Origin of the sequence: Microbacterium sp. LWH10-1.2, assembly GCF_038397765.1 — a bacterium.
Taxonomy (GTDB): domain Bacteria; phylum Actinomycetota; class Actinomycetes; order Actinomycetales; family Microbacteriaceae; genus Microbacterium; species Microbacterium natoriense.
Genome location: NZ_CP151638.1, coordinates 3259347 through 3272511 on the forward strand (window position 1 = coordinate 3259347; position 13165 = coordinate 3272511).

A 13165-nucleotide genomic window follows, 5' to 3' on the forward strand; every position below is an offset into this window, starting at 1 on the left:
GCGGCGTCTCACCCGTCGCGGCGTGCGTCCCGTGCACGGCGCGGCTGGCGGGCGTCCTCCTCGATGCTGAGCATCCGCACGCGGGCGCTGCTGCGCTGGCGCGGGAGCCTGCGCAGCCGTGCGGCGCGCAGACCCCGCCAGCGGCCGGTGAGCAGCTGCACGTAGAGGGTGGCGACTCCGGCGATGAGAAGACCGCACAGGTTGACGAGGAGCTGGATCGCCGAGCCCCGCGCCTCGTCCCAGGCGCCGACCGCGAGGGTGAGCCCGATCGTGCCCACGGCCGGCACCGTGGTGATCGAGATGAACACGCCGACGAGCGCCGACGACTTCGCCGTCGTCAGGGAGAGCACCCCCGCGATCCCCGCGAGGATGGCGATCACGAACGACCAGGCGTCAGGGGCGACGATGAACTCCGTCGCGGTTCCCGTCGTCGCCTGCGCGAACGTGATCACGCCGAGTCCGTAGAGGAGCGCCCACACGGCCCAGGCGATCGCCGCGCACGCCGCGAAGCCGCCGAGGAGCGTGCCCAGAGCCGGCGCGACGATCCCCCGGCGACGGCGCACGAGCGCATAGGAGATCGCGGCGAGGGGAGCGAACTCCGGTCCGACGACCATCGCCCCGATGATGAGGATCGGCTGATCGAGGATCCGGCCGACCCCGGCGATGAGCGTCGCGAGCAGCAGGAAGACGAAGAACGAGACCGAGGGCCGGGCATCCTCCTCGGCGTGGCTCGCGAGCTGCGCCCACAACACGCCGTCGGCGGGATGCCCCGGCGCGACCTTCTCCGCACGATCGGCCGCGTCGGAGACGACGACCAGCGGCTCGGACACCACGATGCCGCCCTCCTCCGGCACGCCGAGGTGCCGGAGCGAGCGCATGATGTTGTTCGCGTTCTCCCTGGTCATCTCGAACAGGATCACGTCGCCGTGACCGTCGAGCGCGGCGCCGGGGACCACGATCAGCCCGCAGACGGTGGGATCCTGCGCGAGGCTCTCGCGAACCTGTGCGGAGAGCGGGCGGGCGACGCTGACGCGGACGGAGAGCATGCCCCTATTGTGCTCGCCTCGGCCTCACCGCGCCGCGACGGCGAGCGCATGCGCATACGCCGCCCGCCACACGCGGTCGAATCCGGCACGGTCGCTCACGCCCTGACGGCAGGCGACGGCGGCGTCCTCCAGCGCCTCCGCCAGGGTGTCGAGGCGGCGCTGCCGCGCACGCTCGTCGGCCGTGTCGTCGCCGAGCCCCGATCTGCTCGACGAGAGCGTGATCGTGCGGCTCCGGATGCCACGGGAGCGACGGGAGAGGAGGATGCCGACGGGCAGGAGCACGACGGCGAGCGCGATCGCAGCGAGCAGGGGAGGCGCACCGACGGCGCACAGGGCCACCCACGCGACGACGCTGCCGCCGAAGGACAGTGGCGCGTACAGCCGGTTCGCCTCGGCCAGCCGGCGCTCGGCATCCGAGGAGTCGGGCGGATAGATGGCCAGCACGCAGGCGACGGTGCCGTAGTGGCTCACGCTCCGCGACAGGTGCCCCCACCGCGGGACGCGGGCGACCGCGGCGGGGGCGGGTGCGGGTGCGGTCGTGAAGCGGGGACGGTGGATGAGGGACATGCCATCCACACTCCTCCGCGCGCCATCGCGAGGCGCGGATCCAGACGGAACCCGAACGGCTCCCTCCCGTTTCCATGCGGAACGGCAACACGAAGGGCCTACAGTTGCGTCCGTGACCAGGAGCAACCGCCTTTCGCTCGCCCCGCTGTACCTCGCCGGATTCACCACCGCCTTCGGCGCCCACGGCGTCGCATCCGTGCTCGGTTCCGAGTCGGAGGACATCGGCTTATCGCTCCTGGCGTTCGGGCTCGTCCTTGCTCTCTACGACGTCGCCGAGGTGATCCTGAAGCCGGTCTTCGGCGCACTCAGCGATCGGATCGGGGTGCGTCCGGTGATCATAGGCGGCCTCATCGCCTTCGCGCTCATCTCGACCGTGGCGATCGTCACGACGACTCCGCTCGCCCTCGCGCTCGTCCGACTCGGGCAGGGCGCCGCCGCCTCCGCCTTCTCGCCGGCGTCGTCCTCGGCGGTCGCCCGACTGGCCGGAAACGACCTGCTGGGACGGTACTTCGGCCGATACGGCTCGTGGAAGAGCGCCGGATACCTGCTCGGCCCGATCCTCGGTGTCCTGCTGGCTCACACCGCGGGGATCGAATCGGTTTACGTCGTTCTCGCCGTTCTCGCTGCCGCCTCAGCCCTCCTCGTAGCCATGCGGATGCCGCGGCTCGCACCGCTTCCGAGGGCGCGGAGCACGATCGCCGATCTCGGCCGCCAGCTCCGCGATCCGTCCTTCCTGATCCCGACCGCCGTGCTCGCCACAAGCACCGCGATCCTCGGAGTCGCGGTCGGCTTCCTCCCCCTGCTCGCCGTGCAGATGGGTCTCCACCCCCTCATCGGCGCTGCTGCGGTCGCAGTCGTCGCGCTCGCGTCGGCCGTGCTGCAGCCTCTCATCGGGAGTGCACGAGACCGCGGCACCATCGCAACCGGCACCGGCACCGGCGTGGGGCTGGGGGCCGCTGTCATCGCTCTCACGATCATCGCGTTCCTCCCTTCCGTCGTGACGCTGTTCCTCGCATCGGTCCTGATCGGTGCGATGCTCGGAATCGTGACTCCGCTCGCGTTCGCCCACCTCGCCGCGACCACGGCGCCCGAGCACATGGGGCGCACGATGGGCAGCGCTGAACTGGGCCGCGAGGTCGGCGATGCTGCAGGTCCGCTGCTGGTCGGCACCGTCGCCACCGTGGCGAGCGTGCCGATCGGCCTCCTCGCGCTCGCAGGGGTGGCCGGAGGCGTCGCCGTGACCGGCCGCGTCCTGACACCGTCGAGGCGGCGGCGCACCTGACGAACTCGTATCGCGTCGGAGACCGGATGCCGTGAGCATCCCGCATGCGTCGACCTGGACGCCGTAGGGGAACCGTGAGGATCGCGGCGGCGCCCCTCGCACAGGAGTTTGATCGACTCTCGTGCTCGACATCATCTACATCGCGCTGACTCTCGCGCTGTTCGCCCTCGTCTCCCTCGTGGCCAAGGGGGTGGAACGACTGTGATCTTCTTCGAGATCGCCGCCGCGGCTCTCGCCGTGGCCGCCGTCGTCTACCTCGTGGTCGCCCTCGTCGCCCCGGAGAAGTTCTGATGGGCGGGGAGATCTGGTTCGGCGTCGCACAGGCGGTCGCCGTGATCGTGGTGCTCGTGCTGCTGTACCGCCCGCTGGGCGACTACATGGCGCACGTGTTCAGCACCCCCAAGGATCTGCGCGTCGAGCGCGGCATCTACCGCCTGATCGGCGTCGACTCCTCGTCGGAGCAGACGTGGCGGGCCTACCTGCGGGGCGTCCTCGCGTTCTCGGTCGTCGGACTCCTCCTCGTCTACGGCCTGCAGCGGCTCCAGGCGTTCCTCCCCGAATCGCTCGGCCTTCCGGCCGTGCCGGAGGGACTCGCGTTCAACACCGCGGCATCCTTCGTCGCCAACACGAACTGGCAGTCATACTCGCCCGAGACCACGATGGGCTACACCGTGCAGCTCGCCGGTCTCGCCGTGCAGAACTTCGTGTCGGCCGCGGTCGGCATCGCCGTCGCCGTCGCACTCGTGCGCGGATTCGCCCGCCGCGGCTCCACGACGATCGGCAACTTCTGGGTCGACCTCATCCGCGGGCTCGGGCGCATCCTGCTCCCGATCGCGCTGATCGGCGCCGTGGCCCTGATCGCCGGAGGGGTCATCCAGAACTTCGCCGGCTTCACCGACGTCACCATGGTGTCCGGGGGCGCGCAGACGATCCCCGGAGGCCCCGTCGCCTCGCAGGAGGCCATCAAGCTCCTCGGCACGAACGGCGGCGGCTTCTTCAACGCGAACTCCGCGCACCCCTTCGAGAACCCCACCGGGTGGACGAACCTGCTGGAGATCCTGCTCATCCTCGCGATCCCGTTCGCACTCCCCCGCACGTTCGGACGCCTGGTCGGCGACGACCGGCAGGGGTACGCGATCGCCGCGGTCATGGGCACGATCTTCCTCGTCTCCACCTTCGCGCTCTCGGCACTGGAGCTCGCCGGTCGCGGCAGCGCCCCGGAGCTCGCCGGAGCGGCGATGGAGGGCAAGGAGCAGCGCTTCGGCATCCTCGGCTCCGCCCTGTTCGGCAGCGCATCGACCCTCACCTCGACCGGGGCCGTGAACTCGATGCACGACTCCTACACGGCGCTCGGCGGCATGATGCCGATGCTCAACATGATGCTCGGCGAGGTCGCCCCCGGCGGCGTCGGCTCTGGTCTGTACGGGATGCTCGTGCTCGCGATCATCGCCGTGTTCGTCGGTGGACTGCTCGTCGGCCGCACGCCGGAGTACCTCGGAAAGCGCATCGGCCCGAGGGAGATCAAGCTCGCCAGCCTGTACATCCTGGTCACGCCGACCCTGGTGCTCGCCGGCACCGCGCTGAGCTTCGCGATCCCCGCCGTCAGGGCGGACGTCGAGGCCACGAGCATCTGGAACCCCGGGGTGCACGGCATGAGCGAGGTGCTCTACGCCTTCACCTCCGCCGCCAACAACAACGGCTCGGCGTTCGCGGGGCTCACCGCGAACACCCCGTGGTTCAACACGGCGCTGGGCATCGCGATGCTGCTCGGCCGGTTCCTCCCGATCGTGCTCGTGCTGGCGCTGGCCGGCTCGCTCGCCGCTCAGCAGCACGTGCCGGAGACCTCCGGCACCCTGCCCACCCACCGGCCGCAGTTCGTCGGCCTCCTCATCGCCGTGGCGGTCATCGTCACCGCGCTCACCTACTTCCCGGTGCTCACCCTGGGCCCGCTCGCCGAAGGACTCGTCTGACATGACGCTCATCACCACACCCGCAGAACACACGGATGCCGCGGCATCCGCTCCCGCCCCGAAGCCGCGCTCGTTCAGCTGGGGCCAGCTCGTCGAGGCGCTGCCCGGCGCCCTGCGCAAGCTCAACCCCGCCTCTCTCGTGCGCAACCCCGTCATGCTGCTGGTCTGGGCCGGCGCCGCGTTCACGACCGTGCTCGCGATCGCCGAGCCGTTCCTGGACGGCCCTGCCGAGTCCGGCGGCACGGCGGTGCCCCCGATCTTCACGTGGGGCATCGCGATCTGGCTGTGGTTCACGGTGCTGTTCGCGAACGTCGCCGAGTCGGTCGCCGAGGGGCGCGGCAAGGCCCAGGCGGCCAGCCTGCGCAAGACGCGCACGAGCACCATGGCCCGTCGCGTCGCACACTACGACCAGGCGACGGATGCCGCGGCCGAGCGCTCCGAGATCGTCGAGGTGTCGTCGGCCGAGCTGCAGCGCGACGACGTCGTGATCGTCACGGCGGGCGAGCTGATCCCCGGCGACGGCGACATCGTCGCGGGCATCGCGACCGTCGACGAGTCGGCGATCACGGGCGAGAGCGCCCCGGTGATCCGCGAATCGGGCGGCGACCGCAGCGCCGTGACGGGCGGCACGCGGGTGCTGTCCGACCGGATCGTCGTGCGCATCACCTCGAAGCCCGGCGAGACCTTCGTCGACCGCATGATCGCGCTCGTCGAGGGTGCGAGCCGTCAGCGCACACCCAACGAGATCGCGCTGAACATCCTGCTCGCGAGCCTGTCGATCGTGTTCGTCGTCGTCGTGCTCGCGCTCAACCCGATCGCGTCGTACGCGGCGTCTCCCGTCAGCATCCCGGTGCTGATCGCCCTGCTCGTCTGCCTCATCCCGACCACCATCGGCGCTCTGCTCTCCGCGATCGGCATCGCGGGCATGGACCGCCTCGTGCAGCGCAACGTGCTGGCGATGTCCGGTCGGGCCGTCGAGGCAGCGGGCGACGTGACGACGCTGCTGCTCGACAAGACCGGCACCATCACGTACGGCAACCGGCGTGCGCACGAGGTCCTGCCCCTGCCGGGCGTCGACGCCGATGAGCTGCTGCGAGTCGCCGCGCTGTCATCCCTCGCCGACCCCACCCCCGAGGGCGCGTCGATCGTCGAGCTGGCGACCGCGCGAGGCATCCGCGTCGCCGAGCCCTCGGACGCCGTGGTCGTGCCGTTCACGGCGCAGACCCGCATGTCGGGGCTCGACCTCGTCGACGGCACGCAGATCCGCAAGGGCGCAGGCTCCGCTGTCGCCGCATGGCTGGGCGGGACGGCGGATGCCGAGCTCACCCGCCTCGTCGACGGCGTCGCGCAGAGCGGCGGGACCCCGCTCGTCGTCGCCGTGACCGCAGCCGACGGCGACGCCCGCATCCTCGGCGTCGTGCACCTCAAGGACATCGTCAAGGACGGACTCCGCGAGCGCTTCGACGAGCTGCGCAGCATGGGCATCCGCACCGTCATGATCACGGGCGACAACCCCCTCACGGCGGCGGCCATCGCGAAGGAGGCCGGTGTCGACGACTTCCTCGCCGAGGCCACCCCCGAGCAGAAGCTCGAGCTGATCCGCCGAGAGCAGGAGGGCGGGCGCCTGGTCGCGATGACCGGCGACGGCACGAACGACGCCCCCGCGCTCGCTCAGGCCGACGTGGGCGTCGCGATGAACACCGGCACCTCGGCCGCGAAGGAGGCCGGCAACATGGTCGACCTCGACTCCGACCCGACCAAGCTCATCGACATCGTCCGCATCGGCAAGCAGCTGCTCATCACGCGCGGCGCGCTCACGACGTTCTCGCTCGCGAACGACATCGCGAAGTACTTCGCGATCATCCCCGCGATGTTCATGGGCGTGTTCCCCGGTCTCGCGGCGCTCAACGTGATGCAGCTGCACTCACCGGCATCCGCCGTGACCAGCGCGATCATCTTCAACGCCATCGTGATCGTCTTCCTCATCCCGCTCGCCCTCCGCGGCGTCGCCTACCGGCCGGCGAGCGCATCGCAGATCCTGCAGCGCAACCTGCTGATCTACGGCCTCGGCGGCGTCATCGCGCCGTTCATCGGCATCAAGCTCATCGACCTCGTCGTCAGCCTCATCCCGGGCTTCTGAAAGGCGCACACCATGTCCTCCACCCGCACCGCCCTGCGCACCACCGGCGTCGCCGTCCGTGCCATGCTCGTCCTCACCCTCCTCCTCGGCGTCGGCTACACGCTCCTCGTCACCGGCATCGGCCAGCTGCTGCTGCCCTGGCAGGCGAACGGCTCCGCGCTCCCCGGCGACAAGGGCAGCGCCCTGATCGGGCAGTCCTTCACGGATGCCGAGGGCAACGCCCTGCCGCAGTACTTCCAGTCCCGCCCGTCGGCCGCCGGCGACGGCTACGACGCGGGCGCGTCCAGCGGCAGCAACCTGGGGCCGGAGAACCCCGACCTCGTCGCCGCGATCCAGGAGCGCAAGACGGCCATCGCCGAGCGCGAGGGCGTGGATCCGGCGCAGGTGCCGGCCGACGCCGTGACGGCATCCGCCTCCGGTCTCGATCCGCACATCAGCGTCGCCTACGCCCTGCTGCAGGCGCCCCGCGTCGCCGCGGCGCGCGGACTCTCGGAGCAGGAGGTCACGGACCTCGTGGAGTCTAGGATTCAAGGGCGGGATCTGGGATTCCTCGGCGAGGAGCGCATCAACGTCGCCGAGCTCAACCTCGCACTCGACGAGCGGGAGACCGAATGACGCCAGAGCGGACGGACCGCGAGCGGATGCCCCGCCGCGGTCGTCTTCGCGTGCTGCTCGGCGCCGCGCCAGGAGTCGGCAAGACCTTCGAGATGCTCGCCGAGGGTCGGCGCCTGCTGCAGGAGGGCCGCGACGTCGTGATCGCGGTCGTCGAGACCCACGGCAGGGCGGCCACCCTGGCGCAGACGATCGGCCTCCCCGAGATCCCCCGGCGCACGGCGGTGCACCGCGGCGTCGAGCTCACCGAGCTCGACCTGGAGGCGGTGCTCGAGAGGTCGCCCGAGATCGCCCTCGTCGACGAGCTCGCCCACACGAACATCCCTGGCTCCGCTCATCCGAAGCGCTGGCAGGACGTGGATGCGCTGCTCGACGCCGGCATCGACGTCATCACCACCGTCAACGTGCAGCACATCGAGTCGCTCAACGCGGTCGTCGAGAAGATCACGGGCATCGCCCAGCAGGAGACGCTGCCGGATGCCGTGGTCCGCGGCGCCGACGAGATCGAGGTCGTCGACCTCGCGCCGCAGTCGCTGCGGGATCGGCTCTCCGCTGGCCTCGTCTACCCCGCCGAGCGGATCGACGCGGCCCTGTCGAACTACTTCCGGCTCGGCAACCTCACGGCGCTGCGCGAGCTCGCGCTGCTGTGGCTCGCCGACGAGGTCGACAGCGCCCTGCGCACCTACCGCGCCGAACAGGGCATCGAGGGCACCTGGCAGGCCCGCGAGCGCGTCGTCGTCGCGCTCACCGGCGGCCCCGAGGGCGAGACCCTGCTGCGCCGCGGCGCACGCATCGCCGCACGTTCGGCCGGAGGCGAGCTGCTCGCCGTGCACGTCACCGCCCAGGACGGACTCCGCGACGAGACCCCCGGCGCCCTCGCGGCCCAGCGGTCGCTCGTCGAGTCGCTCGGCGGCAGCTTCCACCAGATCATCGGCGACGACATCCCCGGCACGCTCGTCGAGTTCGCGCAGGGGGCGGACGCCACGCAGCTGGTCATCGGCGTCAGCCGGCGCAGCCGCCTCACCGCCGCCCTCACGGGACCGGGCATCGGCTCGGAGATCATCCGCCGCTCCGGCGACATCGACGTGCACATCGTGACCCACGCCGCCGCCGGCGGAAGAGTCGTGCTGCCCCGACTCAAGGGCGGAGCGCTCGGCTGGCGCCGAGAGGCCCTGGGCTTCGCCACCGCCCTCGTCTTCGGCCCGCTGCTCTCCTGGGTGATGTTCACCTTCCGCAGCCCGGAGTCGATCACCGCCGAGGTCCTCGCCTATCAACTGCTCGTGGTCGTCGTCTCGCTCGTCGGCGGACTGCGTCCGGCGGTGTTCGCCGCCGTGCTCTCCGGGATCACGCTGGACTTCCTCTTCGTCGCGCCGCTGTTCACCATCACGATCGCGCACCCACTGCACGCCCTCGCGCTCAGCCTGTATGTCGTCATCGCGATCCTGGTCAGCCTCATCGTCGACCAGGCCGCCCGCCGAGCACGCACGGCCCAGCGCGCCGCCGCCGAAGCCGAGCTGCTCGCCGCGGTCGCCGGCAACGTGCTCCGCGGAGACAACGCCGTGCTCGCGCTGGTCAGCCGCACGCGCGAGGCGTTCGGACTGAGCGGCGTGCGACTGCTGTCGCCGGAGGGCGAGCTGCTGGCCAGCGACGGCGAACCCGTGGCCGACGGCCGGGCGACGACCGTACCCGTCGGACTGACCGTCACCGGGGCGCCTCGGGCCCTCCTCGAACTCAACGGCGCTCCGCTCGACGGCCCCGAGCGGCGACTGCTCGACGCCATCGTCGCGCAGCTGTCGGCGGCGATGGAGCACACCGACCTGCGCGCGACCGCACGCGAGGCCGAGGCGCTGGTCGAGACCGATCAGGTGCGCAGCGCCCTGCTCTCCGCGGTCAGCCACGACCTGCGCCGCCCGCTCGCCTCGGCGGTCGCGGCGATCGGCGGGCTCCGCGGGGCGCACGAGCTGTCGGCATCCGACCGCGACGAGCTGCTCGCCACGGCCGACGAGAGCCTCGCCACGCTGTCGACCCTCGTGACCGACCTGCTCGACGTGAGCCGCGTGCAGGCGGGGGTGCTCGCCGTGTCGGCCACGCGGATGGATGCCGCCGGCACCGTCCTCGCCGCGGTCGACGAGCTGGGCCTGGGGCCGGCAGATGTCGAGCTCACCCTCGACCCCGACCTCCCCGCGCTGTACGCCGACCCCGTGCTGCTCCAGCGCGTGATCGTGAACGTGCTCGCGAACGCCCGCCGCCACTCGCCCGACGACACCAGGGTGATCATCTCCACCAGCGCCCTCGGCGACCGCGCGGAGATCAGGGTCATCGACCGCGGAGACGGCGTGCCCGTCGAGCGCCGCGACCGCATGTTCCAGCCCTTCCAGCGCTTCGGCGACACGGACAACACGACCGGCCTCGGCCTCGGTCTCGCCCTGTCGCGCGGGTTCACCGAGGGCATGGGCGGTAGCCTGACACCCGAGGACACCCCTGGAGGCGGACTCACGATGGTCATCTCCCTGCCGCTGGCCGCAGGACTCCCCGAGCCGGAGACGGAATGAAGCTTCTCATCGCCGACGACGACCCGCAGATGGTGCGGGCGCTGCGGATCACCCTCGCCGCCCACGGATACGAGGTCGTCGTCGCCCCCGACGGGGCCGCGGCCATCGCCGCCGCCGCCCAGACCCACCCCGACCTCATCATGCTCGACCTCGGGATGCCGCGGCTCGACGGCATCGAGGTGATCCAGGCGCTGCGCGGCTGGACGAACGTGCCGATCATCGTCGTCTCCGGGCGCACCGGCTCCGCCGACAAGGTCGAGGCGCTCGACGCCGGAGCCGACGACTTCGTCACCAAGCCGTTCCAGGTCGACGAGCTGCTCGCACGGCTGCGGGCGCTCTCCCGCCGCAGCGTGCCCGCGGGCGGCGAGTCGACCGTCGGCTTCGGCGACGTCGTCGTCGACCTGGCCACCAAGACGGTCACGCGCGCCGGTGCGCGGGTGCACCTGACCCCGACGGAGTGGCGGATGCTGGAGCACCTGTCACGGCATCCCGGCGCCCTGGTCACGCGGCAGGACCTGCTGAAGGAGATCTGGGGCAGCGAGCAGGTCTCCGACTCCGGGTACCTGCGGCTCTACATGTCGCAGCTGCGCAAGAAGCTCGAGGCCTCCCCCGGCGCGCCGGAGCACCTGCTCACCGAGTCCGGGATGGGCTACCGGCTCGTGCTCTGAGGCCCCTTCTCGCCTGAGACCACTCCTCGTCTGAGGCCTCTCTACGTCTGAGGCCGCTCTTCTGCGCCCCAGACCCGGAAGGTCAACCGAGATCCGGATGCTTCGGTCGACGGCATCCGGATCTCGAGCGATCCGCCGGCTACCGGGCGGACCCGGCGCACCGGACAGGGCGTCCGGGCGGGGAGAACCTATGCCGCGGATGCCGGCGCCGCAGCGGGAGCCCAGTGGAAGCGTTCGATAAAACCGGAGAGCCCGGGAACGCGATACAGGCCGAGCAGCAGCAGGTAGCCGAGCATCCCACCGGCGACGTTGGAGAGCAGGTCGTTGACGTCGGCGATGTGCCCTCCGGCGAAGTACTTCTGCGCAGCCAGCTGGATCAGCTCGATGCCGAGGCTCGTGCCGACCACCGCCAGGAGCACCTTCCCCCACGTCGGCTTCGCGAGCAGCAGCGGGACGAGCATCCCGAGCGGCACGAACACCGCCACGTTGATCAGCGCGTCCTCGATCTCGTAGTCGGCGAAGGGGATGAGTGCGAGTCCGGGGGTCCAGTCATCCGGGCCGATGATGGGGTTCACGAAGATCGGGAAGACCGTGTTCCCGACGATGCCGGCGGCGTACACGGCCAGGGCGGCGGCCACCAGCGCCCGCGGAACGGAGAGCAGCCGCTTCGCCACCAGGCGCCACAGCAGCAGCCCGAAGATCACGATGCCGAGGGGGATGACCACCGGCAGCACCGGAACCTGAACCTGCTCATAGACGCCTTGCACGATCGTCAACGCTAGCCGACTTCGTATGTGAGGTTTCCGAAGGCGCTACGCCATCGCGGCGTCGATGAGGACCTCGGCTGCTCCGCGCGCCTGCACGGCGACCTGCGGATCGGCGGAGATCGCCGCGGTGCTCTGGGCGCCCTCGGCGAGGATCGAGAGCTGCGCGGCGAGGGATGCCGGGGCGCCCGCCTCGACGACGAGGCCCGCCATGTACGCCTGGAACGAGGCCTTGTGCTCGCGGACGATCGTCGCGACCTCGGGGTTGGTGCCGCCGAGCTCGCCGAACGCGTTGATGAAGGCGCAGCCGCGGAAGTCGCCGGTGCAGAACCAGTCCTCCAGGTAGCCGTAGACCGCGAGCAGCCGGGCACGCGGATCCGTGCCGGCATCCGCCACCGCCGCCGCCAGCGACGACTCCCACTCGCGGTGCTTGCGCTGCAGCACCGCGGCGACGATGTCGTTCTTCGCGGGGAACAGGGCGTACAGCCGCCGCAGCGACACGCCGGCGGCAGCGCGGAGCTCGTCCATGCCGACCGCCGCGTAGCCCTTGCGGTAGTAGAGCTCCTCGGCAGCGGAGAGGATGCGCTCGCGGGCGTCGTCTTCGGTCATGCCCCCAGTGTACTTGACATGAGAACGATCGTTCTCTAGATTGGAGCACATCGAGCGAGAACGATCGTTCTCACCGAATCGAAAGGACACGATCATGGGTTACATCACCGTCGGACAAGAGAACAGCACCCCGATCGAGCTGTACTACGAAGACCAGGGAGCAGGCCAGCCGGTCGTGCTGATCCACGGCTACCCGCTCGACGGCCACAGCTGGGAGCGCCAGACCCGCGAGCTCCTCGCCCAGGGCTACCGGGTGATCACCTACGACCGCCGCGGCTTCGGCCAGTCCTCGAAGGTGAACTCCGGCTACGACTACGACACCTTCGCCGCCGACCTCAACACGGTCCTCGAGACCCTCGATCTGCGCGACGTCGTGCTCGTCGGCTTCTCGATGGGCACCGGAGAGCTCGCCCGCTACGTGGCGCGCTACGGCCACGACCGCGTCGCGAAGCTCGCCTTCCTCGCCTCGCTTGAGCCCTTCCTCGTACAGCGCGACGACAACCCCGAGGGCGTCCCGCAGGAGGTCTTCGACGGCATCGAAGCCGCCGCCAGGGGCGACCGCTTCGCGTGGTTCACCGACTTCTATAAGAACTTCTACAACCTCGACGAGAACCTCGGGTCGCGCATCAGCGAGCAGGCCGTCACCGGCAGCTGGAACGTCGCCGTCGGCAGCGCCCCCGTCGCCGCCTACGCCGTGGTCCCGGCGTGGATCGAGGACTTCCGCGGAGACGTCGACGCCGTGCGCGCCGCCGGGAAGCCCACGCTGATCCTGCACGGCACGAAGGACAACATCCTCCCCATCGACGCGACCGCCCGTCGCTTCCACGAGGCCGTGCCCGCCGCCGACTACGTCGAGGTCGAGGGCGCCCCGCACGGGCTGCTCTGGACCCACGCCGACGAGGTCAACGCCGCTCTGAAGGACTTCCTCGCGAAGTGATCGGATGCCGCGGCGGCG

Annotated in this window: 12 protein-coding genes; 8 read left to right on the top strand and 4 right to left on the bottom strand. The window is 70.8% G+C overall.

Annotation, left to right across the window (positions count from 1 at the left end):
* Positions 1–8: 8 nt before the first annotated feature.
* Positions 9–1046, bottom strand: a complete 1038-nt coding sequence (locus MRBLWH10_RS15240; protein WP_341940560.1) for a DUF389 domain-containing protein — start codon at positions 1044–1046, stop codon at positions 9–11.
* Between the two features lie 24 nt (positions 1047–1070).
* Positions 1071–1613, bottom strand: coding sequence for a DUF6611 family protein (locus MRBLWH10_RS15245; RefSeq protein WP_341940561.1), 543 nt, complete (start codon positions 1611–1613; stop codon positions 1071–1073).
* Positions 1614–1725: 112 nt separating this feature from the next.
* Between MRBLWH10_RS15245 and MRBLWH10_RS15250 the strand changes: the two genes are divergently transcribed.
* From MRBLWH10_RS15250 to MRBLWH10_RS15280, 7 genes are all read left to right on the top strand, one after another.
* A complete protein-coding gene (locus MRBLWH10_RS15250; protein WP_341940562.1) occupies positions 1726–2895 on the top strand; it encodes an MFS transporter in 1170 nt (389 codons plus the stop codon).
* A gap of 201 nt (positions 2896–3096) precedes the next feature.
* Positions 3097–3186: a potassium-transporting ATPase subunit F gene (locus tag MRBLWH10_RS15255; protein ID WP_105673176.1), complete on the top strand. Its 90-nt coding sequence runs from the start codon at positions 3097–3099 to the stop codon at positions 3184–3186.
* On the top strand, positions 3186–4865 hold the full coding sequence (kdpA, locus tag MRBLWH10_RS15260; RefSeq protein ID WP_341940563.1) for a potassium-transporting ATPase subunit KdpA: 1680 nt from the start codon (positions 3186–3188) through the stop codon (positions 4863–4865). Before MRBLWH10_RS15255 ends, kdpA begins: the two co-directional genes overlap by 1 nt.
* A 1-nt stretch (position 4866) precedes the next feature.
* Positions 4867–7005, top strand: a complete 2139-nt coding sequence (kdpB, locus tag MRBLWH10_RS15265) for a potassium-transporting ATPase subunit KdpB (protein WP_341940564.1) — start codon at positions 4867–4869, stop codon at positions 7003–7005.
* 12 nt (positions 7006–7017) lie between these two features.
* Complete coding sequence (kdpC, locus tag MRBLWH10_RS15270; RefSeq protein WP_341940565.1) at positions 7018–7620, top strand: K(+)-transporting ATPase subunit C; 603 nt, start codon at positions 7018–7020, stop codon at positions 7618–7620.
* A 26-nt stretch (positions 7621–7646) separates the two neighbouring features.
* Entirely contained in the window at positions 7647–10169 is a 2523-nt protein-coding gene (locus tag MRBLWH10_RS15275; protein ID WP_105673242.1) for an ATP-binding protein, read from the top strand.
* On the top strand, positions 10166–10837 hold the full coding sequence (locus tag MRBLWH10_RS15280) for a response regulator transcription factor (RefSeq protein WP_105673172.1): 672 nt from the start codon (positions 10166–10168) through the stop codon (positions 10835–10837). The genes MRBLWH10_RS15275 and MRBLWH10_RS15280 overlap by 4 nt, the downstream gene beginning before the upstream one ends.
* Before the next feature lie 188 nt (positions 10838–11025).
* On the opposite strand, the gene MRBLWH10_RS15285 is transcribed toward MRBLWH10_RS15280, so the two are convergent.
* Positions 11026–11604, bottom strand: a complete 579-nt coding sequence (locus MRBLWH10_RS15285; protein WP_341940566.1) for a VanZ family protein — start codon at positions 11602–11604, stop codon at positions 11026–11028.
* A 45-nt stretch (positions 11605–11649) separates the two neighbouring features.
* Positions 11650–12210 carry a TetR/AcrR family transcriptional regulator gene (locus tag MRBLWH10_RS15290; protein ID WP_223587270.1) on the bottom strand — a complete coding sequence of 187 codons (561 nt, stop codon included), beginning with the start codon at positions 12208–12210 and terminating at the stop codon, positions 11650–11652.
* A 94-nt stretch (positions 12211–12304) separates the two neighbouring features.
* Between MRBLWH10_RS15290 and MRBLWH10_RS15295 the strand changes: the two genes are divergently transcribed.
* Positions 12305–13147, top strand: coding sequence for an alpha/beta hydrolase (locus MRBLWH10_RS15295; protein WP_341940567.1), 843 nt, complete (start codon positions 12305–12307; stop codon positions 13145–13147).
* Positions 13148–13165 lie beyond the last annotated feature (18 nt).